The sequence below is a fragment of the Gordonia sp. UBA7599 genome (genome assembly GCA_002477755.1).
In the GTDB taxonomy this organism is placed as follows: Bacteria; Actinomycetota; Actinomycetes; order Mycobacteriales; family Mycobacteriaceae; genus Gordonia.
Map to the genome: position 1 here is coordinate 1 of DLKD01000028.1, position 24,427 is coordinate 24,427.

Consider the following 24,427-nt stretch of genomic DNA (forward strand, 5'->3'; position numbering starts at 1 on the left):
CAGACAGCTTGACAACTACCGGATTGACGCGGGGTTGCCGAAACGGTGGTGGTTGACGTGCTAAGCGAGGCGTCGGCTTCAGGCGTAGGCGGACATGAAGGTGATGCGCGCCCGCTGCGCACGGGCAGCATCGCGGAAGTTCTTCATCGCGCGTTGCATATGGAATCCGTTGGTGACGATGACCGCTCCATCGGCCCCCATCGCTTTGAGCATGCGAACTGTGTTGCCAGCGTTCTCGACAGTGCTCCGCGACGTGCCCTCGTTGACCATCTGCCACACCGGGATCCCGCGCTGGATCAGGCCGACGTTCATGAATTGCGCTTCGCTGACGGGCAACCACCAGGTCCCACCGCCGGAGGCGATGATCCGGTTGAACGGGTGGGTCCGTCCGAGCGCTGCAGCCTTGCTGAGCCGTTGATCCAGGATCTCCGGCGTCTGACCCAGGGTTCCGACCTTCGCGCCGAGGACGACGATGTAGCGCCCGCCCGGGTTCTGCCAGAGGAAGCCGCTGACCGGGCCGACGACGTCGTCGGCGGAACTGCCGAAGTCCAAACTGCCGGAGCTGCCCAGGCTGCCGTTGCCCGTGAGCGTGATATGGCTGACGCCGACCGACCCGGTGATCGCGGCGACGGCGACCAGCACGGCGGTGACGAGGGTTCGAAGGCGCATGGTCGTCGAGTGTAGGTGCTGGTCACGCCGGTTTCGGGCCTCGAAGCGCGAGGTTGTGATCTTGGAACCGGGACGTGGCGATACTGCAATCTCGGACCCAGATCCAACCCCGTTTCGTCAATCCGCCATCGGTCGACGTTGGGTTGTCGAAACGGTACCGGGTTGAGAATCAGCCGAAGGTGAAGGAGTACACGGTCAGGCCAGGTGACACCCCGACGGTGACCGTGCCCTGCTTCGACTCGGGGAGGCTGGCGACGGTCCGGATGTCCGGTGGTCCGGAAACTGCAACCGTGCGCGTCTTCCCGTCGACGGTGCTGGTCAACGTGCCGGTACCGCCGACGTTGAGATAGGCCTCCCGCGCGCGGAAGGTGAGGGTGATGGTGGCGCCGGGGCCTGCGACGAGGTCGTCGTCGGCAAGAGTCCAGTTCCCGGCGAGGCGGTAGCGGTGCAAGGCCGGTGTGCCGGTGTCTGAGAAGTCCCGCGGGCCGGGCGAGTAATCGCCGCCACCGTCGTACATCTGTTGTTTGGACGTGCCGAGGAATGCTTCCGGGGTGCGTTGCTTGTCGGTCGGCGTGTCGTCGCGCAGGCTGGCCGGCGGGGGCAGTTCGACGCCGGGACGGGCGGCCGTGAGTAGTGCGCGGAGGTACCCCTCCTTGCGGTCGTAGTGGCCCTCGCCGAGGCTGACGTGGCGGATGACGCCGGTGGCGTCGACGAGGTAGCCGGCCGGCCATGCAACGTTCTGATAGGCCTTCCATGTGCCGTATCCGTTGTCGATGGCCAGCGGGAAGGTCAAGCCCTGCTTCTTGGCGGAGGCAGCAACGTTGCCGGCGTCGTGCTCGAAGGCATACTCGGGCGTGTGGACGCCGATGACGCGCAGGCCGGAGGACTCGTAGCGCTTCCACCAGGCCTCGACGTGGGGGAGTGAGCGTTGGCAGTTGATGCACGAGTATGCCCAGAAGTCGATGAGCACGACGTTGCCCCGCAACTGCGACATCGTTAGGGGCCCGCCGCCGATCCACTGGGAGATATCGGTGAACTCCGGTGCCGGTCCGCAATCGGCCAGGCCGTTGTCGACGCCGGTGAACGCCGCCTCCTGGCACGTGCGCAGCGACCCGTTGCCCGCGGCGACGGGAACGGTGATCTTGGCCTGCAGGGGTTCGGCGATCGACTTGGTGTAGTCGGGGATGCGTCGCTGGATCGCCCCGGTCACGTCGAAGGTCAGCGCCACGGCCAGGGCGATGACCAGTACCCCGGCCACCCCGCGGACCAGCCGCTGGTGGCGTTGGAAGCCGCGGACGCGCGTGGAGATGCGGCTGCCGGCGAGGGCGAAGGCCAGCAGCGGGATCGAGACGCCGGCGGCGAAGGCGACGGTGAGCAGCACCGTCTCGGCGCCGATCGTGCCCGTTGCCCCGGCGACGGCGATCGCGGCGAGGACCGGGCCCGCACACGGCACGAAGACGGCGCCCAACGCCAGCCCCAAGACGAAACCGCTCAGCGTGCCCGAACCCTTGTCGGTGATGTTGCGCTGCGGGATCTTCGCGAACGCACGGTCGAGGAGTTGCTCGAGCTGGGGGACCAGCATCGCCAGGCCGACCAGGACCAGCGCGCCGAGGCCGAGCCACCGCAGCAGTGACGCCGGCAAGTGCAGGGCAGCCAGCAGCAGTGTGCCGAACAGGGTGATGAGGGCGAAGCTCAACGCCAGGCCGGCGACGATGGCGACCGGTCGCGCACGGCTCACCGTCGTCGTAGCGCCGTCGCCGGTGGCACCGCCCGATGGTCCGGCCGCACCGCCCATGAGGACGACGGGGAGCACCGGTAGGACGCACGGCGACACGCCAGCCAGCAGCCCGCCGACAAACCCGACGAGCAGCAGCGTCAACCCGTTCACGTCACGGCGTCGTGCCGTTCATACCCGGGATGACACATGTCCCGGTCCGGTCGACCCGTCCGATGAGCATCAGGTCATAGCCGGTGCATGACGAGTTGATCGGCGCGCAGGTGCCGATGGAGGTGATCACCTTGTTGTCGCCGCAGGGCGTGCCCTTCGGTGGGGCAGCATTGGCGAGGGCACCGCCCATGGTGAGGAGTGCAGCGGCCGTGGCAGTAGTCGCGGCGAGGCGGCGCAGTGGGGATAGTCGGGCCATCGTGGGCCTCCTGGATTGGGTCGTTCCGGTTCCCCCGACCCAATCCAGGCTACGCCCGAGACGTGGCTGCGCGGAAGACTCAACCGCTGGGCTAAGTCCTAACCGAGTCCTAACCGATCGCCATGGCGCCACCGGCATTCTTGGCGGCGGTGCGGGTGCCCCGTTCGGCGCTGGTGTCGCGGGCGATCCAAACGTTGGACGTCAGCTGGCGGTACTCGTGGATGCTGATCGGGACCCCGAGGAAATCAGCGCTGAAATCGGCCGTCCACGCGGGCTTGCCGTCCCAGGCCGAGGTTCCCAGCTTGATGGCGGCGCCGAGGTCGCGGCCGAAGATGTACTCCTTGTACACCCACGGCTGCCCCTGCGGCCCCTTGGTGAAGGTAAGGGCGTCACCGAGATTGCTCTGCGTCCGCGTGAACCACCTGGCCTGGCTGTAGGGCGCCAGCTTGCCGCCGCCCGCGTGCATGACCGGGAGCAGGGCCAGTGGTTGGCGGCCCGTGGGGAGGACGCCGAGCGGCGCAGATCCGAACAGATCCAAGATCTGCTGGCTGGTGCAGTGGTTCATCAACGAATCGATGGTCCGGTTGCGGTCGGTCTTGCTGATCACGCACTTGCCGTCGGGTACCGGTGCAGGCGCGGCCGCCGCGTGCGGTGCCAGCGCGGTGCCGAGCGCGACGGCAGCAGTGACGACGAGCGCTGAGGTGAAGCGGTTCATGGGACTCATGGTCCCCATGATTCCAGGTCCCCATGATTCCGGGTTCGACTCAGAACGACGTCTCGTTGTACTTCGCGAGGACGGCGCGGATGCGCTCATCGTCGCGGTCGGCGGCCGGAACGAGGATCTCGGCGACGATGTCGGTGAGCTCGGCGACGCGCTGGTGCAGGCGCTGGGTCTCCTGTACTTCCTGTTCCAACTCCTGGAACCGCGACGGGAATCGGCGCAGTTTCGCGAGCGTGTCGGCGCCCCGGCTTAGCCTTCCGCCGAGGGGGTTCTTGCGGGTGTTCAGCGCTTCCATGTCGCCACCAATCTGCATACGTGGGGATCTTCTTGCTTGTAGACGGCAAGACCGTGGCCGGCCTCGCAGTGTTCGATGTGTCCGCCGGTGGCCTCGATTTCGGCGATCACGGTCTCGGGGTCGAGGTAGCGGCGGAAGTGTTCGCCGAACTCGTGCTCGGCGTCGGAGTCGAGGCCGGTGCGGAACTCCAGGTAGAACTTGCCTCCCCGGCGCAGGCTCATGTTCGCGATGCGCCACAGGTTGTGCCGGCCGTCGTCGCGCAGGGCGTGGATCAGGAAGCGCCCGTAGAGGACGGGCGGCTCGTCGCGGTGGGAGAGTTCGCCGCCGATGCCGAGCACTTGTCGGATGTCGTAAAGGTTCAGCGTCTTGAACCGGGCGGGCAGGTCCTCGTCGTCGGCGATGATCCCGGCCCGCTCGGTGGCCGCCGGCACGTAGTCGAGGCCGAGGACGTCTCGGCCCTGGCGCGCGAACCACAGGGCGTCGCGCCCGGTGCCGGTGCCGATGTCGACGATCTGAGTGCTGGTCGGCTCGCGCTCGAGGAACCACTGCGCGAACGGGGACGGTTGTGTCGGTACGGTCTTCTGCGACTGTCCAAAGTAGAACGGCCACCAGTGGTCGTGATTGCCGTCGTTGCCGCGCAGCCACCCGTCGAGACGATGGCGGGCCCAGCGCGGCACCTCGAACTTGAACGACGGGTCGGGCACGCGCCACTCCGGCCCGTAGGTGATGGCCAGCAGAGCTTCCGGATCGGCGGGCGCAGTGATGGTGCGGCCGTGCAGTTCGACGGTCCCCAGCGGCGCGATGATGTCGCGGGAGAACTGCTCCGACGCGACTTCGGGCAGCAGGTAGAAGACATCTTCGACGACGAACCCGGCGAAGACGTCGATCGCCCGACCGCCCTCTTTGTCGGGGACGATCACCTTGAAGTCGCCCGCGGAGAACCGCCAAGTCCAATAGCCGGCCTCGATCATGACGCGTTCCAGCGCATAGGACTCGCGCATGACGTCGACGGGCGTCGTGTGCTTGCTGAGGTAGGCCACATCGGCGTCGGAGTCATGGGCGATGAACGTGCCCTCCCGCACGGCGCCCAGCAGCGCGCCGTAGGCGAGGAAGGCGTCCACGCCGGCGTCGGTGAGGCGGGCCAGCACGTCCTGCACGGCATCGAGCAGGGAGTCGATGGTGGCCTGGCCGCGCTGGGCGAATTCACACTGCAAATCGCCGGATTTGTCGACGGTGAGTGGGCGACCGGCGCGGTCGACGACGCTCACGCGCGCCTCGGAATCGTCGAAGGCGTACTCCTCGTCGAAGAGGTGGCGTCCCGTCGAACGGTCGAGGACGGTGATGCGGGTGCTGCCCCGCAGGTACGGCTCGAGACTCGCGGGCCAGGGCGCGAGCCGGTGGGGGACGCCGACGCGCAGCACGCGCGACGTGTCCCGCTGCGATTGGAACGACCAGACACGATTCCCGTCGAACGCGATGTCGATCACCGACGGATCGGCGGAGTCGACGGTGACACCGTCGCCGCTGACGGCGGCGGTCCGGTGCTCAGACATCTGTGCAGGTCAGGGCAGGGCGAACGGGGAGGGTCGTGCTGGTGGACATGGAATCAACACGGTAATCGCGACCCGGGGCGGGCGGCGGGATGGAATCAGGCTGATCCGATTGTGTTCACGGTTGCAGTGGTTCCAGCGGTTCGGCGAGCGGTCGGGCCATGGCAGTGCGCGGCCACCGGTCCAATCCGAGTTCTGCTTCATGTGATCGCACGGCTTTCAGACCTGCGTCGAGTTGCTCAGGGGCGAGCCTGCGGAACCCGAGCCGTTCGTAGTAGGGCGCATTCCAGGGCACCTCGACGAAGGTGGTCAGGGAGAGCCCGTCGAGGCGCTGCTCGCGTGCCCAACCGTCCACGTGCTCGATCAGCAGGGCGCCCAACCCTTTCCGCGCGTGTGCCGGATCGACGGTGACCTGTTCGATGTGGGCCATGCAGTCGATGATGTCGACGAGTACGTAGGCCGTCGGTTTGTCGGCTTGATCGGTGGAGACCCACGCTCGACCCGACGCGGTGTACGCGTCGAGCTCGGCGTCGCTGAACGGATCATCGTCGGCGATCGCGTCCATCCCGACGGTTCGGAACGCCTGGCCGGCCCGCTGCTCGATGTCCTGGATCGCGGGATAGTCCGCCGGTCGTGCGGCTCGAATCATGGGACTCGAACCTACACTTCAAATCGCGAGGTTGCGACGACGAGGAGGATGCGATGAGCAGGTACGACCTCGTGGTGGTCGGGGCCGGGATTCTGGGTCTCGCGGTGGCTCGCGAATGGCTGGCCCGCCACGACGGCGCGCACGTCCTCGTCGTCGAGGCCGAGGCGGGGGTCGCGGCCCATCAGACCGGCCACAATTCGGGTGTCATCCACAGTGGGATCTACTACCAACCGGGATCGTTGAAGGCCAAGCTGTGCGTCGAGGGATCGCGCCTCATGTACGACTTCATCGCCGAGAACGACATCGCATTCGAGCGGTGCGGCAAGCTGATCGTGGCGTTGGATCGCGACGAACTCGCACGCCTCGACGATCTCGAATCGCGCGGTCGGGCGAACCAGGTCGTCGGTCTCCGCCGGATCGGGGCCGAGGAGATCCGCGAGATAGAACCCAGGGCAGTCGGGCTCGCGGCGCTCCACTCGCCGGAGACGGGGATCGTCGACTACGCCCAGGTCGCCCGCGCCATCCACCGTCAATTGGAGGCGGCGGGTGTCGAATTCCGATTCGGCACACGAGCCGAATCGGTGTCCGCGACATCGGACGGTTGCCGGGTGCACCTCGGCGACGACGTGGTCGACGCTCGCCGCGCCATCACTTGCGCAGGCCTGTGGTCCGATCGTCTGGCCCAAGCGTCCGGAGGTGGGGCGGACCCGCGGATCGTGCCGTTCCGAGGCGGCTACCTGCAGTTGCGCCCGAGGACGGAGCCGTTCGTCCGCGGCATGATCTATCCAGTCCCGGACCCGACACTGCCGTTCCTCGGCGTCCACATCACCAAGCACATCGACAGTTCGGTGTCGTTGGGGCCGACGGCGATGATGGTGCCCAGCCGCGACGGTTACACGTGGCGGAAGTTCAGTGCGCGCGATGCGTGGCAGACCGGTACCTGGCCGGGAACGTGGCGCTTGGCGCGGCGGTATTGGCGTACGGGCATCCATGAACTGTCGATGGCGAGCAGCCGTAAGGCGTTCGTCCGCGAGGCCGCACGGTACGCGCCGGGTCTGACCGTCGACGATCTCGACGGCACCGTCCACGCCGGAATCCGTGCCCAGGCGCTCGGACGCGACGGCGCTCTCGTCGACGATTTCGTGCTGGCGACCGACGGCGCCGTCACGCAGGTGCGCAACGCGCCGTCACCGGCCGCGACGGCCTCCTTGGCCATCGCGCGCGAGATGGTCGACCGCGTCCTGGCCTCCGGGTGACCTACAGGGTCGGGCTAGAGGTCCTTCCACGTCGGCGTGGTCTTGTGGACAAACGCCTCGAATGCGTTCAGGAGCTCACCGCTGAAGGTGCACATCACCTGGGTGCGGTTCTCCATGTCGAGGGCGTGGCGAAACGACGGGGCGTCGACGTTTTTCCACAGCGTTTCCTTGGTCATCCAGACGGCCATCGGTGAGTTCGCGGCGATCTGGCGCGCGGTCTGCAATGCCCTCTCGACAACGTCACCGTCGTCGACGACGTCTTGGACGAGGCCGATGGCCCGAGCCTCCTCGGCGTCGAATTTCCGACCGGTCAGCATCAGCTCCGCGGCGCGTGAGATGCCGACGATCTTCGGAAGCAGATAGCTCGTCCCCATATCGCACGACGAGACGCCGAGGGTGATGAAGATCGAACCGAACTTCGCCGACTCCGACGCGAACCGGATGTCACAGGCCAGGGCGAGGGAGAAGCCTCCGCCGACCGCGGCACCGTTCACCGCGGCGATGACCGGGGTTTTCATCCGATGAATCAATTCGTTGAGCGACGCGATCTGCTCTTGTACACGGAAAACGCCGGCGACGGGGTTCTTGTCGGGGTCGGGTGCACCGAAACCCTCGACGGCGCTCTGGACGTCGGCGCCTGAGCAGAACGCGCGACCGGTACCGGTCAACACGATGACCCGCACCGACGGATCGTCGTCCAGTTCGGTCAGCGCCGACCGCATTTCCTCGACCATTCCCATGCCCAGGGCGTTGAGCCGCTCGGGTCGGTTCATCGTCAATACGACGAGGCCGGGTTCGGTGATTTCGACGATGATTTCGCTCACCGGTCTAACGTACAACTCACCAGGTATGGGTTATGTCCCACATCACACAGGAGCAGTCAGCATGGCAATGGACCGTCGTCGGCTCGCCGAACTGTTCGATCTCACCGGACGCACCGCGGTGATCACTGGCGGCACGCGGGGGATCGGATTGGCGCTGGCCGAGGGATTCGTCGCCGCGGGGGCGAACGTCGTCGTGGCCAGCCGGAAGCCGGAGGCGTGCGAGGAGGCGCAGCGACACCTCGTCGAGTTGGGCGGCGCGGCTCTCGGCGTCCCCACGCATCTTGGAGAACTGCCCGCGTTGCGCGATCTCGTCGACCGCAGTGTCGAGGCCTTTGGCGGAATCGACATCCTGGTGAACAACGCGGCCAACCCCGTCGCTCAGCCGCTCGGTGCGATGACACCGGAAGCGTGGCAGAAGTCCTTCGACGTCAACCTGCGCGGGCCGGTCTTCCTGGTGCAGGAGGCATTGCCGCACTTGAAGGCCAGTGACCATGCATCGGTGATCAACCTCGTCTCGATCGGCGCCTTCACCCAGTCGCCGTTCGTGTCGATGTACGCGGCGGGCAAAGCCGCGCTCATGTCGTTCACCCGGTCCATGGCCGCCGAGTACGCACAGCACGGGATCCGCGTGAACGCGATCGCGCCGGGTGCCGTCGACACCCACATGGTCCGGTCGAACCCACCGGAAGTCATCGAGATGCTGTCCCAGATGGCGGTCCAGAAGCGGCTCGCGGATCCGGAGGAAATAGTCGGTCCGGCACTGCTGCTGGCCTCGGATGCCGGGAGTTACATCACCGGCCATGTCATCGTTGCTGACGGTGGGTCGATCGCGTACTGACCGGATCGGGTGGAACTAGATCCAACGCGGCGGGAGAGTTTCCCACTCCAGATGGTGAAGGAGAGTCGCGTGTCACGTTGGAAACGCGCCGTGGCGCGCTTGCGGTGGTGCCCTCGGTGAGACTCGAACTCACACTGGACGGGTTTCGAATCTGTCTATACAGGCGTTATAGAGAGTTGGCTACCGTTGGCAGTTTGGGAAAGTAGCAGGTCAGAGCGCGTAACGGCGATGGCTAGCGTTGACTGCCTGTGACGCTGCTGCGGACTGGCTGCGGACTGGCCGAGCGAGTCGGGATGCATCCGGGGTACTAGGTGGGATGCATCCCGACCCTGCTATCGGGCGCGCTTGCGGTAACGGTTCAGCACGAACAACTCCGGCAGCGTCCAGGTCCGGAAGCCTGCGCCGGACCTCGTCATCGAGAACGTGCCAGCGGTGTCGGTCTGGCTCACAGACTGATCGGGAAACGACACCAGTCGCGCCGTCGCAGTGGTGACGACGGCCGCGATGTCATCGGCCGGCTCGCCAGCTTCGAAGCCCTGACCACGCGTGTAGGCCTGCGCCATCGCGGTCACGATCTGGACGTGCTGCTCGGCCATGGCGACGAGCGCAACGTCGTCGCCATGGCCGAGGAAGTCCGCGACCTGCTGGCCCGTGACTGCTGCCACTAGCTGCCACCGGAGTCGGCAGTGAGGACCGAGACGGCCTCGGCGTGCAACAGGCCGAGGTCGTAGCGAGTCGTCACACGAAGGCCGACCTGGTCGAACTCGGCGTACCGCTCGTTGAGCACGGTCACGCTCGGCGAGGTGTCGCGGGCGATGGCGACGGTCGACATGTCGGCCAGGATCGCGGTCCCCTCGGGCAGCTTGTTCGTGATGGTCGCCGGGATGCCGAAGATGGTCGTCCCCGACTGCTTCGTCGGGTCCGGCTCAAGCAGGTACCGCGCCGAGGTCGTCGACTCCTTGAGCTTGCGCAGCGCGGCGAAGTCAGCGCCGGAGATGAACCACCGGTTCGGGGTGACTTCCTTGGCGTTGAGCGCGGCGATGGCGTCCAGGAGACAGTCGGCGTCGGTCACGTCCAACTCGCCGGGAGTGATGCCGGTCTGCGCGGTGATGCCGCGAATGCTGTTCGTCGCACCCGCGCCGGTCAGCAGCGCCGAGTCGAGCAGGTCCGACACGTCCTTGACCAGGCGGGCCTTGAGGACCGCGTCGATGCCGACGACGGATTGGCGCACCAGTTCGTTCGTGTACCGGAGGATCGTCTTGATGCTGCGCCGGTTGGTCGGCATCAGCTTCACCTCGTCGAACTCGACGTCGTGGGTGTCGGCGATCTCCGCGCCTTCGGCGACGAACGCCGGGGTGCCGCTGGAAATGAGCTTCGGGATGCGAAGCTCGCTCGCGGTGTCGAAGATTCGCGGACCGGCCGCGAGGACGACGCTGGCCGCTTCGAGCGGCTGAACGAGCAGGTTCGCGACCTGGGCTTGCAGAAGGGTGGGATTGGCTGCCGTTGATTCGGCCATGATGTGCTCCTAAAGGGGAGTCGAAGGGATGAGGTTTCGCCTTCGCTCGCCAGGAGCTTTCAAGGGGCCGCGTGCCAGACGCGACCCCTTGAGTATACCCCCGAGGGGTAATCGGCGACTATCCCCGAAGCATGCCGAGCAGGTCGACGTCTCCGGCTGTGGTGGCCGCTCCTTGGCCGATGTCGCCGGTCGGCCGTCGGGCCGAGAGGTGCGGCTTGGCGGCCAGGAGCGCGTCGACCGCTGCCGTCAGCGCTTCGGCGTCGTCGAGGTGCTCGTCGGCGAACTCAAGGTCGCTCGCGTCGTGCAAGCGGCCGTCGGCCTCGACGAGAGCGCGGTGCAGCCGGTGGGCCAGCTCGTCGGCGCGCTGGGCGCGCTGACGGTACTTGCCGTTCTCCTGCCGCAAGCTCTCGACGTAGGACCGCGGGAAGGTGTCGGCCTGCTCGTCGACTTCCTCGGCCTCGGGCGCAGTGTCGGCCTGCGGTGGGGTCGGCGACTCGACGGCCTCGGCTGTCATCTCGTCCTCGGTCGGGGTGTCCTGGTCGTTACTCATCGGATGAGTCCTTTCTGCTTGGCGGTTACTTGGGTCTCCCGAATGTTCTCGGCGAACACTGGGCGTTGATGGCAGGTACAGCCGGGATGCTGCGGCATTCGGTGGTCGTCGGGCCACACGCGGCCTTCGCGCCACCACCACCGGCACATCTGGCAGGCGTCCGGCGACAGGTCGCGGACCCATCCGTTCGTCTTGCCGCTGCGCACCATTGCCTCGGTCGTGGCCTCGCTGGCGGCCTGGACCGGTTCGGACTCGGCGAGTCGGCGAGCGATCTTCTCGGGTACTTCGGACTTGGCTGCGGTCGCCAGCATCGTCGCGGCTGCCTTCGCCAGGCGCTCGCGGTCCGAGGGCATCGGCACGCCGGCCACCGGTTGTTCGGTGCCGAGGGCGGCCATGACCTCGGCGGCGAGTCGAAGGTCGGCCAGCATGCGAGCGCGGCCGTTGGCGGCGGCGATTGCGCTACTGATGTAGGCGACCGCTTCGTCGTGGGTCAGCAGGCCGTCGACGTAGGAGCGATAGGCGGCCAACACTTGGCGGGCGCTGCCGTCCGCGATGCGCAGCAGCGCGTCCCGATAGCTACTCATCAGCCGACCAGCTTCGACAGGTCGACGGCCGTGGCGTCGAGCGCCTCGGCGCGCTTGGCCGTGCGAATCTCGGTGATCTCGTCGTCGGTGTATCCGAGCTTGCGCAGCGCGAACGACTGCGGGAGCAAGCCGATGCTGTAGAGCTTCGTGATGGCGTCGGCCTCCTGGGCGATGGACCGGGTCGCGGCGTCGGCCCACGTGACCCGGCAGTCCACGCGCAGCGGGTCAGCTCCGTCACGGACCCCGAGGACCAGTCGGGCGACGTCTTCCCATGCTCGACCGAACGACTGCTGGCGGGCCTGAGCGCGGGCAGTCAGTGAGGCCTCGGCGGCGCGCAGCGCGTCGGCGCTGGCCGGGTTGTCGGTGAACACTCCGACGTAGTGCGCCGGGAGCGCCGAGACGGCCATGATCTGACCGAGGATGACCTTCACGGCGGTCTCGTATCCGCCGAGCTGGGCCGCTTCGAGTTGGCCGAACTTGGCGGCGTCGTTCTCCGAGATCATGGCTCGGTTGCCCTCGGGAATCGGATTGACTGCGATGGTCTCGCCGGTCGGTTCGCCGTCGTCGTCGAGGGCGTCGGCTTCCTCAAGTTCGATGCCGGTCGCCCATCGGCGCGGACGGCCAACGTATTCGCTCGTGGTCATCATGTCGACGAGCACCTTGTTCAGCGCGTCAATCAGCGGCATGAGGTCGTCGATCTCCGACACTCCGTCATCGAGGATGCGGTCGGCGTTGCGCAGTCGGACCACCGGCACGACTCCGAGCGGGTTGGGGATGGTCTCGACGACCTTGAAGCCTTGCGTCGTCGCGCCGGTCTGCGGCGCGGACAGGCGCACAATCTCCTGCGGTCCGTACATGACGGCCTCGGTCGTCTTGTCGGTCTCCCAGCGCTTGAGCGCGGCCGTGATCCGGTGGGTACCCGGATCGGTCAGGACGGTGACCTGCTTGGCAGACTCGACTGTCACCTTCGGCCGTCCGAAGGCGTCGGCCCACACGATCACGTAGGACGCGCCGAGCAGCAGCGCCTCACGATGCGCGATGCCCGCCTCCTGGTCGAGGTCGTTGCGCAGCCAGTCGTCCCACACCTCGATCCCCTGGAAGCCGGTCACGCGCAGCCGCTCCGAGAGCGACGTGACGGCCAGGCGCGGCAGGTTGGTCGCCATCCGGCCGAACCGGTCGCCGAGTGCCTCCTTCGCCTCCGGCGCGAGGAACGCGAGCGGCTGGGTGCCGTTGTAGTAGCGCTCAAGCTCTGCGAACCGGGCGGCAGGCTCGTCGAGCTTCTGCAGCAGGGTGGTGAGTAGGTCAGTCATTTGAAACTCCTTGTCTTCGACTTCTTGCGATGGGTTGCGCGCCAGGTGGCGCGACTGTGGGCCATGACCAGGCACGCGGCCAGGTCGATCTTTCGGGCCTGCCGCGAGCGGCTGGCCTTCGAGAGTCGGATGCCGCGAGCGTCTTCGACGACGATCGCGGCGGCGACGTGCTCGGCGAGAGTGCGATCTCCCGAGTGCGTCATGCGGGCGTTGAGCGCCGCGCTGTAGAGGTCGCCAGTCGCAGCAGTCAGGCGAGCCGGGGAGTGCGGGAACTCGACGACTGGCAGCTTCTCGGCTTCGAGGGCTTGCAGCGTGCGAGTCCACCGGAACGGGTCGGCGATGATCTCGACGACGCGCCAGCGGCGACAGGCCTTGCGGATCTCGTCCTCGACCTCGGCCACCGGCACCCGGTAGGCGTCATCCTTCGCGGGTCGCTGCCAGACGCGGACCTTGTCGAAGTGCGGTTCGGGCGAGACCGTCGCGACCAGCAGCGCGGTCGTGTCGTCGCTGAAACTGCCGTCGAGCGCGATCACCACGTCGCTGCCATCGGGCACCGGCTGACCGGTCGACAGACCTTCCCAGCATCCGGCAGGGAGAAACCGGCCGTCGGTGTCGGTGGCGAACTGGCACAGACGAGCGCGCCGAAACGTCGCCTCGCGAGTCTTCGGCGGCAGCAGCGCCACGATGGCGTCACGGTGCAGGAAGTCGTCGAGCGCCGGGTTCGCCAACTCCCAGCAGTGTTCGCAGTCGGCCGGGTGATCCTCGAAGCCGGCGGCCGAGAACTCGCGCCACACCAGGCTCCGGTCGTCGGGATGCTCGGCGGCGTGGTTGCGAAGATCGGCGAGCACCTGGTCGTTCGGGTCCGGTCCCGGCGTGCCGATGCAGACCAGCGTCGACCGCTCACGCTTGCCCTGCGCCAGCGTCAGCACTTCGTAGCTGTCACGGTTGGCGACTCCGGCCTCGTCGAGGATGGCGAGCGTGTAGTCGAGGCCTTCGAGGCGCTTCGGCTCGGCCGGGAGGCAGTGGAAATAGGAGTCGGTGGTCGGGTTGTAGAGCTTTTCCTTGAAGACTTGGACGCGGGCGGCCAGCTCGTCGTCGAGTTCGACCATGCGCCGGGCGATGCCGAAGACGATTCCGGCCTGCCGCTCGTCGACCGCGACGACGCACACGACCGCTCCCTCGCCATCGGTGAAGAACCGATAGAGGCCATAGGCGGCGACCAGCGTGGACTTGCCCTGACCACGCGGCAGCATCCAACCGGCCGTACGCGGCATCGGATCGGCATCCTCGACCGACGCGACAAGATCGAGCTGCCACGGGCGCAGTTTCAGCGGCTTGAGCGCGCCGGTGCCCTTCGGGACCCTGATGAACTTCTGCGCGAACGCCGCGAACCGGGCCGCGCCGTGCTTGCGCGGGCGGAAGGGCAGCGCCGTCGCGTCGACCTTCGCCTTCGGGCCTGCTTTCACGTCGACTCCGGCCGGTGTGTATCGCAGATTGCGGCTTGCCCCGAGGGGGCCGTCGCGCCGATTCGGGGTGTGTCCCCTGGTCGGCCGAGGCGGGCGTGAACTTCGGCGCGGTCGGCGGCGGTGGCACGGTTGCCTCGGCTGCTGTTGCACGAGCGGCAGAGCACGCGAAGGTTCGCGAGGCTGAACGCGAGGGCACGGTCCTCACTCACCGGAATGATGTGGTCGATGGTCAGGTCATCGTCTGCGCCACAAGCCTCGCACTGCGGCGACTGTCTTCGCAGACGCGTCGACAGTCGTTTCCATCGGGACCGATGGCGGCGCAGCGGGTTGTCAGAACGGTCACGGTCGTCGGCGAGTCGATGCTCGGCGCAGCGGGTGGCGGCGCTGGGCTGGCCGCACACGAGGCAAGGCTTAGCCATCCTGGTCGCCTCCACCTTCGGTTCGGCCGCGCAGCGTCTCGACTGCGGCGTCGAGCGTGGCGTCGTCAGCGGTCAGCATGGCGTCGAGCGTGATCGCGAGCCGTTGCGCTGCGGTCGGCGTGAGCATGATGGCGACGTTGCCGACGCGTGGATCCTCGAACGTGACGACCAGGGCGAGGCCGTCGTCGCCTTGAAGCACGAGGTTCGTGTCGACGTCGTTTCCTGCGATCATGCGGATTGCGTCGTCAGGCAGCTTGGTGATGCGCTTGAACATGGGAGGCTCCTTAGTCCTTGTCGTCGGTGGGGGTCTGCTGCGAGGGGTGGGGGTCTGCATCGGGGGGTGGGGGTCCGTGCGTGAGACCGGGGGTCTGTTGGCGGTCGTCCTGCTCGGCGGCGAGGTGCCAGAGTGTGCCCTGATGCCAGGGCATGCCACGCTCGGCGGCGAGGTTCTTGAGGCCTTCGAGCCAGTCAGCGTGGTCGGCGAGTATGTCGGTGATCTCGTCCATGCGCGCTGACAGTTGTTGGACGTGCTCGGTCGTGCCGTCCCACGGCCTGCCGGTGTAGAGGTCGCACTGCGCTGATAGGTGCTCGAACTCGGCGTACATCGCGTTGGGGTTACTCATCGGGTGGTTCCCTTCTTCCAGTCTTTGAATGCTTGGCGCGCCCGCTCGTCGCGCCACTTGAGTCGTTCTCGTGCTTCTTTCGCCGAGGCGGGCGGCGGATCGAGTGCTGTGATGGCAGCGACGTCGGCGGGCGGCGCATGCTCTCCGGGGTTCTTCTCGTCAGACATCGGCGCGGTGATGAAGTGCTGACCGCCGAGGATGACGAACTTGCCTGCGGATGGTTCTTTGTCTCCGCTCGGGCTGGCGCGGCGTAGGCCTCCGTGGCGGTCCTTGTTGATCGCCAGGAATGCCGACCCGCCCTTGTCGGGGGTGAACGCGGCGTCGACGGTGACGCGGATGCATGAGCCGCTGATGACGCGGCGCTTGGCGACGGTGCCGGTGGGGCCGAACTTGCGTGAGTCGAGTCCCTTGGACAGGTGGTCGATGCCGACGACGCACGCGCCGGCCGCTGCGAGCGGCTTGATGACGAGGCGATGCACAGCGGTGAACTCGTCCGAGTCGTTGGACCCTGCACCGTGTAGCGGCAGCAGCTCGCCGATGGAGTCCAGCACGACGAGCGTCGGCTGCCAGTCTTTGGCGTCCTCGACGATGGCGGCGAGTTGGTTGCGGTCCTCCGGCTCGACATAGCGGAATCGGGTGGAGTCGCGCAGAGCGTCCTCGTTGGCTCCGAAGTCGATCAGCCGGGAGATGGTCGACTGCGGGCCGTTGTGATCGAGGTCCAGGCGCAGCACGCGGCCACCCTCGCCGAGCTGCTCGACGGTTGCGAAGTCGGTCAGGAGTGTCTTGCCGCTTTCGGGGTCGCCGACGACGACGTTGTAGTGACCGAGGTAGAACAGGCCAACTCCATCGCTGCGCTTGCAGACGGTCGGCGTCGGCGGTTCGGGTAGGCCTCCGTCGAGCAGAAGCGCGACGTCGAGATACCGGCACGCATCCGTCAACCCGGTTGAATCCGGGATGCCACCCTCGTCGGCTTCGGGATGCATCCCACCTAGTACCCCGGATGCATCCCGAAGCTCGTCCAGGCTGTGTCCGGCCGCAACGTGGTCGGTGACATCCTTGCCTTCGAGCGCCTCTACGACCGACGTGGTAGCTGCGATTCCGCCCAGGTGCTCGACCACCTGGGCGGCGTGCTTGCGGCCTGGCTCGTCCTTGTCGGCGACGACGATGACCTTCTTGCCGGATAGTGGCGTCAGGTCGGCCAGGTGGCTCTTGCCCGCTCCCTGGGCGTTGCAGACGGCGGCCTCGCCGCGAAATCGGACCGTCTTGACATCTTCCTCACCCTCGACGAAGTAGACGCGCTCGTGGCCGTCGAGAGACTCGGGACCGAGCGGCTTGCCGGTGGAGGTCTGACCGAAGTACAGACTCCGGCCTTTCGTGTTTCCTGACTGTCTGAACTTCTTGTCTGCGCTTCGGCCGGCGATGCGGCCATCGGGATAGTTGTAGATCGCGTGCGACAGGAGGCCGCTGACGTGCCCGAGACCTTTCGGCTTGTCGAACAGGTCGCGGGGGTCGAGGTTGAGCGCGTCGAGCACGCGGTCGGTGTCGCAACCGGCATGGCAGTAGACGAGCGCGCGGTCGTCGCGGTCGGTGATGGACAGGCTCGGGTTGTTGTCGTCGTGCGCTGGACACTGGGCCTGTGCCTGCCCTGGGCCGTTGCGCTTGACGGTCCGGCCATCGCGCTCCAGGGCTTCGATGACGCGGTCGAATGCGGTTCCCTGCCTCGTTGCGGTCGTCATCGCCACCTCGTTAGCGGGTCGCCGGTCCACGGGTAGTTACGGAGGAAGGGCTCGCGCACGTCGTAGCTGCCCTGGCCGCAGTGCGAGCCGCGCCAGCCGGGGTGACGTTGACCCTGGGGCCAACCGTGCCGATGTTCCTTGCCGCAGAACGGGCAGTCGATGAGGACTGAGGTGATTCCGTGCCGGTCGGTAAACGCGGACTTGAAGTCCACTTCGACCGCCAGTCGCGGGGTAATCTGTAGGGGAGTCGAGGAACTCGTTTCAACGGTCGCGTCACCAGCGCGGCCGTTGACTCTTTGTGCGGTCATCTCAGGCGTTTTCCTTCTGCTCGGCGAGCCAGGTGGTCACGTCGTTGGAGTCGTAGAGCACGCGGCGGCCGACCTTGAAGCTGCGCGGGCCGCTGCCGATGTGTCGCCAATAGCGGACGGTCTCGGGCGAGGTTCGAAGTAGCTCGGCTACCTCGGCGGTGGTCATGTAGGTCACGGTCTTCACTTCCTTGTGTCTGTCCAGCGGTGCTAGCCGTTGGTTGGGAGTGTTCCCGTTGACAGAGTGACACCATGGCGACACAATGGCACGTGTCACTAACAGGTTTCCGATGACACCAGGAGTAGGCCAGATGCGCGAGTACCACCGGTTCAAGGCCGAGGACGGCAGCCTCGACGTCACGCGAGCGACCGACGACGAGATGGTGCCGCTCGGCGAGTTCTTCGCCGAGCGAGTCGTCGAGCGCCGCATCGAGCAAGACGGGCTGACCTACGTCGCCGTCTTCGAGGTGCGCGGCGGCGTCCCGTACTGCACCAAGATCAGCATCGAAGCTGACCCGTCGACAGTGGTGCGCCAGAAGCACCTCGACGCCTTGAAGCTCAATCAGATGCGTGACGACACTTATGCCCTCGTCGGCCTGTGCGAGCGAACGCTGCGCGACGATGGCCACTACACCTACACGCGCAACCACGGCGGGCCAGCGTTTCGCCGACACCGCAAGAACGTCGAGCAGGCGACGAAGCGTCGGCGCGTCACGCCGGAGTTCTTGCGGAAGGTCGCCGAGGTCCACGCGAGCGCGCCAGGCCCGAAGGTCGAGGCCGTAATGGTCGCCTTCGACGTCGAGGAGCGCCAGGCGAAGCGCTACATCAAGGCGGCGCGAGAGAAGGGCTTGATCAATGGCTAAGCGCAACAGGAGAGCGGGCGTCGAAGACCGCTGGCGGCGCGCTGACGGTCAGCCGACCGCGCGGGCCGGGACCGGGCTGCGCTGGCTCGGACGCTACGTCGCCGACGACGGCAAGGAACGCACGAAGTCGTTCGGCCGCAAGGTCGACGCGCAGAACTGGCTCGACGGCCAGGTGTCGGGTCAAGTGACCGGGACGTGGACTGACCCGGACCTGGCCGCGCAGACCTTCGAGGCCGTCGCCGAGACGTGGATCGCGACGAAGGCGCACCGCAAGCCGAAGACGGTCGCCGGCTACCGGTCGCTACTCGACACGGTGATCCTGCCGCGATGGGGAGACGTGGCGCTGCGCGACATCACGTTCGACGAGCTACAGGTCTGGACGAGTGGCCTGTCGGCGGCTGGCGGCTCGACGCGCTTCGCCAAGCGTGGCCTGTCGGCCTCGCGGGTGATCCAGGCGCACCAGGTCGTCAGCGCCGTGCTCAAGTTCGCCGTCAGGTCTCGCTTCGTTGCGGTCAACCCGGCCGAGGGCATCGAACTGCCGGACAAGTCCGAGGCCGAGCAGCGCTACCTCACGCACGAGACAGCGCACCGACTCGCGGTCGCCTGCGGGCGCTATCGCACGCTGACGTTCGTGCTGACCTTCTGCGGGCTGCGCTTCGGCGAGGCCGTCGGGCTGCGCGTCAAGGACGTCGATCTCGCCAAGCGGCGCATCACGGTCCGCAGGAGCGTGACCTACGTGACCGGGCAGGGACTCGTCGAGGGGGTGCCGAAGAACAAGACGACTCGACGCGTGCCGATTCCGAAGTTCCTCGCCCCGCTGCTTAAGACCGAGCTGGCCGACCGTGCCGACGATGCCCTCGTCTTTCCCGGCCGTGTCGTGGAAGGCCGCGAGACATGGCTGACAGAAGGGCAGTACCGGACGGCCTTCGACAAGGCTGCTGTGACGGTGGGGGAGAAGGGACTCACACCGCACCAGCTCCGGCACACTTGCGCCTCGCTCGCCATCCAAGCGGGGGCGAACGTGAAGGTGCTTCAGACCCTGCTCGGTCACAAGACGGCGACACTCACGCTCGACCGCTACGGGCATCTTTTCCCGGATGACCTGGACAAAGTCAGCGACGCGTTCGACGCGGCGGCGAAGTCTGCTGCGGACTGGCTGCGGACTGGCCGAGGCCTGCGAGCCGTGGCCGACGGCGAATAGTCGCCTGACCTGGCCTTACTTGTGCCCTCGGTGAGACTCGAACTCACACTGGACGGGTTTTGAATCCGTTGCCTCTGCCAATTGGGCTACGAGGGCGCGGCCTTTGAGTTTAGTGGATGGGTTGGGCGCGTAGGCAACCCGGGCCGCTACAGTCGTACACACTGACGTTTTCGCTGATGGAGAGGATTCCCGTGGCCGCCGACGCACGCCCGCCGAGTCGGGTCCTCGTTGCCGAGGACGACTCGCTCATCCGGATGGACCTGGTCGAGATGCTCAGGGAAGAGGGATATGACGTCGTCGGGGAGGCGCAGAACGGCCAGATCGCCGTCGAACTCACCGAGTCCCTGATGCCCGACCTGGTGATCATGGACATCAAGATGCCGGTGCGCGACGGGATCGACGCGGCCACCGAGATCGCCGAGAAGCGCCTCGCGCCCGTGGTCATGCTGACCGCCTTCAGCCAGCGCGACTTCATCGAGAAGGCGCGCGATGCCGGCGCCATGGCATACCTGGTCAAGCCGTTCTCCAAGGCCGATCTCACCCCGGCGATCGAGGTGGCGGTGAGCCGCTACCGCGAGCTGGTCGCGCTTGAGGCCGAGGTCGAATCGGTGCAGGAGACGCTGGAGACCCGCAAGCTCATCGACCGCGCCAAGGGTCTGCTCATGAGTCAGCACGCCATGACCGAGCCGGAAGCGTTCGCCTGGATCCAGCGCGCCGCCATGGACCGCCGCACGACGATGAAGCAGGTCGCCGTGGTGGTCATTGAGAACGTCAAGTCCTAACCCCCGATTCCCGAGGATGGTGCGACGATGAGGTTTCGCCGACAGACACGAATGGTCGGGGTCGTCATAGCGGCCGCTGCGCTCGTCGTGGCGGGATGTGCGGACAAGAAGGGCGCAGCTACGCCATCGGCGTACCCGACTTCGAGCGCCTACGCGCCGAGCTCATCGTCGGAAGTGCCGACCTCCGTTCAGTCGCCCGCCGACCTCGGGCTCGGCATCCTTCCGGTCGGGCGGATCAACCTCGAGGGCCGCCGCTTCGACGCCCCAGCGCCGGAACACCCGGCCAACCCGGCGGGTGATGGCACCGCGCAGTGCCGCCGGCTCACCGTCGCCGTCGCGGGTGACCTCAGCACCGTCGAGGGCGCGGGTATCGCCAATGGCGCCCAGCTCGCCGTCGACCAGCACAACGCCAAGAACCCCGGATGCCAACTCGTCCTCGTGCGCGTCGATTCGCGGGGCAACACGGTCACCGCGCTCAACCAGGCCAAACGACTCGTCTCCACCCCGGACGTCATCGCCGTCATCGGGCCCACCACCTCGTCGGATGCGGCAGCCGTCGGCCCGCTCTACAACGAGGCGGGGTTGGTCTCGCTGAGCCCGTCGGCCACCGCTGCCACGCTCACCGACAAAGGCTGGAAGACCTTCTTCCGCGGCATCAACAACGACGACGTGGAGGGCGAGTCGCTCGCCCGCCATCTCACCGGCACGCTGATGCGCAAGCGGGTCTGTGTGATCTCCGATAACGGCGAGAGCGCCGCCGGACTGGCGCGTGCGGTCACCCAGGGACTCGGCTCGGCCGCGGTGGAATCCTGCTCGTCGATCACGCCCACGGGCACCGTCGACATCCCGGCCCGCGTCGCCGACATCACCAAGGCGGGCGCCGATGGCGTGTTCTTCGCCGGTTCGCCGCGTGACGCCGGACCGCTCGCAGCCGCGCTGAAGAAATCGGCACCGCAGGTGGTCTTCGCCGCGGGCGACCAGGCCAACAGCGCCGACTTCGTGGCGCTGGCCGGGGACGCGGCACCCGCAGCGGTGCTGTCGTGCTTGTGCAGCCCGGACCCCAAGTCCTTCACCACCGAGTTCACCGAGAAGTTCACCGACGCTCCGACGCGATTCGCGCTGGAGTCCTATGACCTCGCGACCATCGTGATCACCGGCATCGACGCCCGTAGGCAGACCCGCGTGCAGATGCGCGAGTACGTCTCGCGCTATGAGGGGAATGGGCTGTCGCGACACTACAAGTGGGCGCCGACGGGTGAGTTGTTGGACAACACCGTGTGGTTGTACCGGATCGGTCCGGCCTGACGGCCGGTGGCAACTGCTTAAAGGCGAAGCGCGGCGCGCATGAGCCGACGGGCGCGGGCTCCGGTGGTGGGCGGATCGTCGTCGAGGAGTTCGATCTCCTGGTTGGCCGCCATCGCCAACCCGCTGAGGACGATAACCGCGTCGGTCGCGTCCACCTCGGGCGACACGTCACCGGTCACCTGGGCGATCTCGATCTGATCGACGAGCAGGACGCGCCACGCCGTAACCGCTTCAGCGAGCCGGTCGCGCAACGGACCCGGCTGACCGTCGAGTTCGCACGACGCCGCGGTGAGGAAGCAGCCGTTGGGGAAGGGGCTCGCGACGATGTAGTCGACCCAGCGGTCGAGGAGCCGATTGAGCCGCGCCAGACCGGGCTGCGCGTCGGCGCAAGGAGCGACGATGTCACCGAAGAACCGGTCGAGCGCGGCCTCCAGGGTGGCGGCCTGCAGGTCGGCCTTCGACCCGAACGGGCCGACCACTCCGGCTTTGCTCAGCCCCAGGCTTGCTGAAAGCGTCCCGATGGTCAGCCCGCCGAGACCGTCGACTGACGCCCGCGACAACGCCGAAGAGACGATGCGTTGACGGGTGATCTCGGCGTCCACCTTGGAATTTCGCGGCATGAGTGGAGAATAGATTACGACTGTTCGTTAAGATAACGAACAGTCGTAAGCCAAAATGGTCTGACCGTCGTGAGTGTCGCCGCGGGTCGGAGCGTCAGGGGTGCCCACTAGACTTCGACGGTGTGAGTCCCGCGCAGAAGACAGCACCGAAGACCGCCGCCGATCCGACGGGGGACGGGCGTCCGCTGCTCATGCTGCTCGACGGTCATTCCCTGGCGTATCGCGCGTTTTTCGCGCTGCCCGTCGAGAACTTCAAGACCGCCGGCGGACAGACGACGAATGCGGTTTTCGGGTTCACGTCGATGCTGATCAACCTGCTGCGCGACGAGCAGCCCACCCACATCGCGGCAGCCTTCGACGTGTCGCGCCAGACGTTCCGGTCGGAGCGCTATCCGGAGTACAAGGCGCAGCGCGACAAATCGCCCGACGAGTTCCGCGGGCAGGTGGATCTGACCAAGGAAGTCCTCGGCGCGCTGCGGATCCCGGTGTTCGCCGTCGACAACTACGAGGCCGACGACGTCATCGCGACGCTCACCACGCAAGCCCGTGAGCAGGGGTTTCGCGTCCTCGTCGTCACCGGTGACCGGGACGCGCTGCAACTCGTCGACGACGGCACCACCGTGCTCTATCCGAAGCGCGGCGTCTCCGAGCTGACCCGCTTCACCCCTGAAGAGGTGGAGGCCAAGTACGGGCTGACGCCGCAGCAATACCCCGACTACGCCGCGTTGCGCGGCGACCCGTCGGACAACCTGCCCGGCATCCCCGGCGTCGGCGAGAAGACGGCGGCCAAGTGGATCCGCGAATACGGGTCACTCGCCGGCCTCGTCGACCATGTCGAAGAGGTGCGCGGCAAAGTCGGCGACGCGCTGCGCGCCAACTTGTCGTCGGTGCTGACCAACCGCGAACTGACCGAGCTGGTGCGCGATGTCGCCCTGCCCGCCGGTCCCGACGATCTCGCGCTCGTCGGCTGGGACCGCGAGGAGATCCACAAGCTGTTCGACGATCTCGAATTCCGCGTGCTGCGCGATCGCTTGTTCTCGACGCTGTCGTCGGCCGAGCCGGAAGCAGAAGAAGGCTTCGACCTCGACGGCGAGGCGTTGGCTCCCGGCGCAGTGCGCGCCTGGCTCGACGCACATGCACGGACCGGACGCAGCGGCGTGATGGTCAGCGGGCCGCAACGTGTCGTCGACTCCGACGTCGAGGCGGTGGCCATCGCCGCCGCCGACGAGGTCAGTGCCTACATCGACCCGACGACGATGACGCCCGACGACGAGGAGGCCCTTGTCGCCTGGTTCGCCGATCCATCCGCGGACAAAGCGCTTCATGAGGCCAAATGGGCCTATCACGCGCTGCGCGGACGCGGGTGGTCGCTGGCCGGCGTCAGCAGTGACACCTCACTGGCCGCCTACCTGGCACGGCCCGGACAGCGCAGCTTCAACCTCGATGACCTTGCCGTCCGCTACCTCAAGCGCGAGCTGCGCGTCGACAGCGCCGCCCCCGACGACGGCCAGCTCTCACTGCTCGACGGTGACGGCGACGACGGCCAGCGCGCCGACGAGTTGATGCTGGCCGCCCGCGCGGTCGTCGAACTCGCCGCCGCCCTCGACGAGGAACTCGAGCGGCTCCACGCGCGCGACCTGCTCGCCGACGTCGAACTGCCGCTGCTGTTCGTCCTCGCCGACCTCGAGGCGGCCGGGATCGCCGTTGACGTCGCGTATCTGCAGTCATTGGAACAGGGCTTCGCCGAGCGGGTGCGAGCCGCCGCCGACGCGGCCTACGACGTCATCGGCGAGCAGGTGAATCTGGGATCGCCCAAGCAGCTGCAAGTGATCCTCTTCGACAAGCTCGGCATGCCGAAGACCAAGAAGACCAAGACCGGCTACACCACCGACGCCGACGCCCTACAGAAGCTGTACGAGGAGACCGGGCACCCGTTCCTTGAACACCTGCTTGAGCACCGCGACGCGACGCGGCTGAAGATCACCGTCGAGGGGCTGCTCAAGTCGGTGGCGCCCGACGGTCGGATCCATACGACGTTCAACCAGACGATCGCTGCGACGGGCCGCCTCTCGTCGACGGAGCCGAACTTGCAGAACATCCCGGTCCGCACGCCGGCCGGACGGCAGATCCGCGCGGCGTTCATCGTCGCCGACGATCCCGCATTCGACTGCCTCATGACTGCGGACTACAGCCAGATCGAG

27 protein-coding genes and 1 tRNA gene are annotated in these 24,427 nt (G+C 67.0%); 7 read left to right on the forward strand and 21 right to left on the reverse strand.

Going from position 1 to position 24,427, the window contains the following annotated elements; genetic code table 11:
• Positions 1-78: 78 nt before the first annotated feature.
• The 7 genes from B4L26_RS02890 to B4L26_RS02920 all read right to left on the reverse strand — a co-directional run bounded on the left by B4L26_RS02890 (position 79) and on the right by B4L26_RS02920 (position 6,028).
• A complete protein-coding gene (locus tag B4L26_RS02890) occupies positions 79-669 on the reverse strand; it encodes a YdcF family protein (RefSeq protein WP_290715608.1) in 591 nt (196 codons plus the stop codon).
• A gap of 169 nt (positions 670-838) precedes the next feature.
• Entirely contained in the window at positions 839-2,557 is a 1,719-nt protein-coding gene (locus B4L26_RS02895; RefSeq protein WP_290715610.1) for a cytochrome c biogenesis protein CcdA, read from the reverse strand.
• A 1-nt stretch (position 2,558) separates the two neighbouring features.
• Complete coding sequence (locus B4L26_RS02900) at positions 2,559-2,813, reverse strand: hypothetical protein (protein WP_290715612.1); 255 nt, start codon at positions 2,811-2,813, stop codon at positions 2,559-2,561.
• A 109-nt stretch (positions 2,814-2,922) separates the two neighbouring features.
• Positions 2,923-3,537, reverse strand: a complete 615-nt coding sequence (locus B4L26_RS02905; RefSeq protein WP_290715614.1) for a hypothetical protein — start codon at positions 3,535-3,537, stop codon at positions 2,923-2,925.
• A gap of 40 nt (positions 3,538-3,577) precedes the next feature.
• On the reverse strand, positions 3,578-3,829 hold the full coding sequence (locus B4L26_RS02910; protein WP_290715616.1) for a DUF6752 domain-containing protein: 252 nt from the start codon (positions 3,827-3,829) through the stop codon (positions 3,578-3,580).
• Positions 3,817-5,382, reverse strand: a complete 1,566-nt coding sequence (locus B4L26_RS02915; protein ID WP_290715618.1) for a class I SAM-dependent methyltransferase — start codon at positions 5,380-5,382, stop codon at positions 3,817-3,819. Before B4L26_RS02915 ends, B4L26_RS02910 begins: the two co-directional genes overlap by 13 nt.
• Before the next feature lie 115 nt (positions 5,383-5,497).
• On the reverse strand, positions 5,498-6,028 hold the full coding sequence (locus B4L26_RS02920) for a GNAT family N-acetyltransferase (RefSeq protein ID WP_290715620.1): 531 nt from the start codon (positions 6,026-6,028) through the stop codon (positions 5,498-5,500).
• Positions 6,029-6,081: 53 nt separating this feature from the next.
• On the opposite strand from B4L26_RS02920, the gene lhgO reads away from it, so the two are divergent.
• Positions 6,082-7,284, forward strand: a complete 1,203-nt coding sequence (gene lhgO, locus B4L26_RS02925) for an L-2-hydroxyglutarate oxidase (protein WP_290715623.1) — start codon at positions 6,082-6,084, stop codon at positions 7,282-7,284.
• Positions 7,285-7,298: 14 nt separating this feature from the next.
• On the opposite strand, the gene B4L26_RS02930 is transcribed toward lhgO, so the two are convergent.
• Positions 7,299-8,108, reverse strand: coding sequence for an enoyl-CoA hydratase/isomerase family protein (locus B4L26_RS02930; protein ID WP_290715626.1), 810 nt, complete (start codon positions 8,106-8,108; stop codon positions 7,299-7,301).
• 67 nt (positions 8,109-8,175) lie between these two features.
• Between B4L26_RS02930 and B4L26_RS02935 the strand changes: the two genes are divergently transcribed.
• Positions 8,176-8,946, forward strand: coding sequence for an SDR family NAD(P)-dependent oxidoreductase (locus B4L26_RS02935; protein WP_290715670.1), 771 nt, complete (start codon positions 8,176-8,178; stop codon positions 8,944-8,946).
• Positions 8,947-9,278: 332 nt separating this feature from the next.
• On the opposite strand, the gene B4L26_RS02940 is transcribed toward B4L26_RS02935, so the two are convergent.
• The 11 genes from B4L26_RS02940 to B4L26_RS02990 all read right to left on the reverse strand — a co-directional run bounded on the left by B4L26_RS02940 (position 9,279) and on the right by B4L26_RS02990 (position 17,624).
• Positions 9,279-9,611: a hypothetical protein gene (locus tag B4L26_RS02940; RefSeq protein WP_290715629.1), complete on the reverse strand. Its 333-nt coding sequence runs from the start codon at positions 9,609-9,611 to the stop codon at positions 9,279-9,281.
• Complete coding sequence (locus B4L26_RS02945; protein ID WP_290715631.1) at positions 9,611-10,462, reverse strand: phage major capsid protein; 852 nt, start codon at positions 10,460-10,462, stop codon at positions 9,611-9,613. The genes B4L26_RS02940 and B4L26_RS02945 overlap by 1 nt, the downstream gene beginning before the upstream one ends.
• A gap of 118 nt (positions 10,463-10,580) precedes the next feature.
• A complete protein-coding gene (locus B4L26_RS02950; RefSeq protein ID WP_290715634.1) occupies positions 10,581-11,012 on the reverse strand; it encodes a hypothetical protein in 432 nt (143 codons plus the stop codon).
• Positions 11,009-11,596, reverse strand: a complete 588-nt coding sequence (locus B4L26_RS02955; RefSeq protein ID WP_290715636.1) for a hypothetical protein — start codon at positions 11,594-11,596, stop codon at positions 11,009-11,011. Before B4L26_RS02955 ends, B4L26_RS02950 begins: the two co-directional genes overlap by 4 nt.
• On the reverse strand, positions 11,596-12,906 hold the full coding sequence (locus B4L26_RS02960) for a phage portal protein (RefSeq protein ID WP_290715639.1): 1,311 nt from the start codon (positions 12,904-12,906) through the stop codon (positions 11,596-11,598). Before B4L26_RS02960 ends, B4L26_RS02955 begins: the two co-directional genes overlap by 1 nt.
• A complete protein-coding gene (locus B4L26_RS02965) occupies positions 12,903-14,372 on the reverse strand; it encodes a terminase large subunit domain-containing protein (RefSeq protein ID WP_290715641.1) in 1,470 nt (489 codons plus the stop codon). The genes B4L26_RS02960 and B4L26_RS02965 overlap by 4 nt, the downstream gene beginning before the upstream one ends.
• A complete protein-coding gene (locus B4L26_RS02970; protein WP_290715643.1) occupies positions 14,369-14,791 on the reverse strand; it encodes an HNH endonuclease in 423 nt (140 codons plus the stop codon). The genes B4L26_RS02965 and B4L26_RS02970 overlap by 4 nt, the downstream gene beginning before the upstream one ends.
• Positions 14,784-15,065 (reverse strand): hypothetical protein, encoded by a 282-nt coding sequence (locus B4L26_RS02975; RefSeq protein WP_290715645.1) that lies wholly within the window; start codon positions 15,063-15,065, stop codon positions 14,784-14,786. Before B4L26_RS02975 ends, B4L26_RS02970 begins: the two co-directional genes overlap by 8 nt.
• Before the next feature lie 10 nt (positions 15,066-15,075).
• The gene (locus B4L26_RS02980) at positions 15,076-15,414 is read right to left on the reverse strand and encodes a hypothetical protein (protein WP_290715647.1); all 339 of its coding nucleotides are present in this window, start codon (positions 15,412-15,414) and stop codon (positions 15,076-15,078) included.
• Complete coding sequence (locus tag B4L26_RS02985; protein ID WP_290715649.1) at positions 15,411-17,150, reverse strand: hypothetical protein; 1,740 nt, start codon at positions 17,148-17,150, stop codon at positions 15,411-15,413. The genes B4L26_RS02980 and B4L26_RS02985 overlap by 4 nt, the downstream gene beginning before the upstream one ends.
• A 309-nt stretch (positions 17,151-17,459) precedes the next feature.
• Positions 17,460-17,624 (reverse strand): helix-turn-helix transcriptional regulator, encoded by a 165-nt coding sequence (locus B4L26_RS02990; protein ID WP_290715652.1) that lies wholly within the window; start codon positions 17,622-17,624, stop codon positions 17,460-17,462.
• Between the two features lie 121 nt (positions 17,625-17,745).
• On the opposite strand from B4L26_RS02990, the gene B4L26_RS02995 reads away from it, so the two are divergent.
• Together B4L26_RS02995 and B4L26_RS03000 are read left to right on the forward strand one after the other, a co-directional pair.
• Positions 17,746-18,318 carry a hypothetical protein gene (locus B4L26_RS02995; RefSeq protein ID WP_290715655.1) on the forward strand — a complete coding sequence of 191 codons (573 nt, stop codon included), beginning with the start codon at positions 17,746-17,748 and terminating at the stop codon, positions 18,316-18,318.
• Positions 18,311-19,519: a tyrosine-type recombinase/integrase gene (locus B4L26_RS03000; RefSeq protein WP_290715658.1), complete on the forward strand. Its 1,209-nt coding sequence runs from the start codon at positions 18,311-18,313 to the stop codon at positions 19,517-19,519. Before B4L26_RS02995 ends, B4L26_RS03000 begins: the two co-directional genes overlap by 8 nt.
• 22 nt (positions 19,520-19,541) lie before the next feature.
• On the opposite strand, the gene B4L26_RS03005 is transcribed toward B4L26_RS03000, so the two are convergent.
• A tRNA-Leu gene (locus B4L26_RS03005) sits at positions 19,542-19,615 on the reverse strand.
• 80 nt (positions 19,616-19,695) lie between these two features.
• Here B4L26_RS03005 and B4L26_RS03010 point away from each other — a divergent pair.
• Entirely contained in the window at positions 19,696-20,301 is a 606-nt protein-coding gene (locus B4L26_RS03010; RefSeq protein ID WP_290715660.1) for an ANTAR domain-containing response regulator, read from the forward strand.
• A gap of 174 nt (positions 20,302-20,475) precedes the next feature.
• Positions 20,476-21,606 carry a branched-chain amino acid ABC transporter substrate-binding protein gene (locus B4L26_RS03015; protein ID WP_290715662.1) on the forward strand — a complete coding sequence of 377 codons (1,131 nt, stop codon included), beginning with the start codon at positions 20,476-20,478 and terminating at the stop codon, positions 21,604-21,606.
• A gap of 17 nt (positions 21,607-21,623) precedes the next feature.
• On the opposite strand, the gene B4L26_RS03020 is transcribed toward B4L26_RS03015, so the two are convergent.
• Positions 21,624-22,226 carry a TetR/AcrR family transcriptional regulator gene (locus B4L26_RS03020; RefSeq protein WP_290715664.1) on the reverse strand — a complete coding sequence of 201 codons (603 nt, stop codon included), beginning with the start codon at positions 22,224-22,226 and terminating at the stop codon, positions 21,624-21,626.
• A 122-nt stretch (positions 22,227-22,348) separates the two neighbouring features.
• Between B4L26_RS03020 and polA the strand changes: the two genes are divergently transcribed.
• The coding region (polA, locus tag B4L26_RS03025) for a DNA polymerase I (protein WP_414651904.1) at positions 22,349-24,427 on the forward strand (2,079 nt) is incomplete at its 3' end.

What these genes read in the sequence shown, in the direction of transcription:
- B4L26_RS02890 (WP_290715608.1), bottom strand. Translation starts at nt 669, where the DNA reads ATGCGCCTTCGAACCCTCGTCACCGCCGTGCTGGTCGCCGTCGCCGCG.
- B4L26_RS02900 (WP_290715612.1), bottom strand. Translation starts at nt 2,813, where the DNA reads ATGGCCCGACTATCCCCACTGCGCCGCCTCGCCGCGACTACTGCCACG.
- B4L26_RS02905 (WP_290715614.1), bottom strand. Translation starts at nt 3,537, where the DNA reads ATGAGTCCCATGAACCGCTTCACCTCAGCGCTCGTCGTCACTGCTGCC.
- B4L26_RS02910 (WP_290715616.1), bottom strand. Translation starts at nt 3,829, where the DNA reads ATGGAAGCGCTGAACACCCGCAAGAACCCCCTCGGCGGAAGGCTAAGC.
- B4L26_RS02915 (WP_290715618.1), bottom strand. Translation starts at nt 5,382, where the DNA reads ATGTCTGAGCACCGGACCGCCGCCGTCAGCGGCGACGGTGTCACCGTC.
- B4L26_RS02920 (WP_290715620.1), bottom strand. Translation starts at nt 6,028, where the DNA reads ATGATTCGAGCCGCACGACCGGCGGACTATCCCGCGATCCAGGACATC.
- lhgO (WP_290715623.1), top strand. Translation starts at nt 6,082, where the DNA reads ATGAGCAGGTACGACCTCGTGGTGGTCGGGGCCGGGATTCTGGGTCTC.
- B4L26_RS02935 (WP_290715670.1), top strand. Translation starts at nt 8,176, where the DNA reads ATGGACCGTCGTCGGCTCGCCGAACTGTTCGATCTCACCGGACGCACC.
- B4L26_RS02945 (WP_290715631.1), bottom strand. Translation starts at nt 10,462, where the DNA reads ATGGCCGAATCAACGGCAGCCAATCCCACCCTTCTGCAAGCCCAGGTC.
- B4L26_RS02950 (WP_290715634.1), bottom strand. Translation starts at nt 11,012, where the DNA reads ATGAGTAACGACCAGGACACCCCGACCGAGGACGAGATGACAGCCGAG.
- B4L26_RS02955 (WP_290715636.1), bottom strand. Translation starts at nt 11,596, where the DNA reads ATGAGTAGCTATCGGGACGCGCTGCTGCGCATCGCGGACGGCAGCGCC.
- B4L26_RS02960 (WP_290715639.1), bottom strand. Translation starts at nt 12,906, where the DNA reads ATGACTGACCTACTCACCACCCTGCTGCAGAAGCTCGACGAGCCTGCC.
- B4L26_RS02970 (WP_290715643.1), bottom strand. Translation starts at nt 14,791, where the DNA reads ATGGCTAAGCCTTGCCTCGTGTGCGGCCAGCCCAGCGCCGCCACCCGC.
- B4L26_RS02975 (WP_290715645.1), bottom strand. Translation starts at nt 15,065, where the DNA reads ATGTTCAAGCGCATCACCAAGCTGCCTGACGACGCAATCCGCATGATC.
- B4L26_RS02980 (WP_290715647.1), bottom strand. Translation starts at nt 15,414, where the DNA reads ATGAGTAACCCCAACGCGATGTACGCCGAGTTCGAGCACCTATCAGCG.
- B4L26_RS02985 (WP_290715649.1), bottom strand. Translation starts at nt 17,150, where the DNA reads ATGACGACCGCAACGAGGCAGGGAACCGCATTCGACCGCGTCATCGAA.
- B4L26_RS02990 (WP_290715652.1), bottom strand. Translation starts at nt 17,624, where the DNA reads ATGACCACCGCCGAGGTAGCCGAGCTACTTCGAACCTCGCCCGAGACC.
- B4L26_RS02995 (WP_290715655.1), top strand. Translation starts at nt 17,746, where the DNA reads ATGACACCAGGAGTAGGCCAGATGCGCGAGTACCACCGGTTCAAGGCC.
- B4L26_RS03000 (WP_290715658.1), top strand. Translation starts at nt 18,311, where the DNA reads ATGGCTAAGCGCAACAGGAGAGCGGGCGTCGAAGACCGCTGGCGGCGC.
- B4L26_RS03010 (WP_290715660.1), top strand. Translation starts at nt 19,696, where the DNA reads ATGGAGAGGATTCCCGTGGCCGCCGACGCACGCCCGCCGAGTCGGGTC.
- B4L26_RS03020 (WP_290715664.1), bottom strand. Translation starts at nt 22,226, where the DNA reads ATGCCGCGAAATTCCAAGGTGGACGCCGAGATCACCCGTCAACGCATC.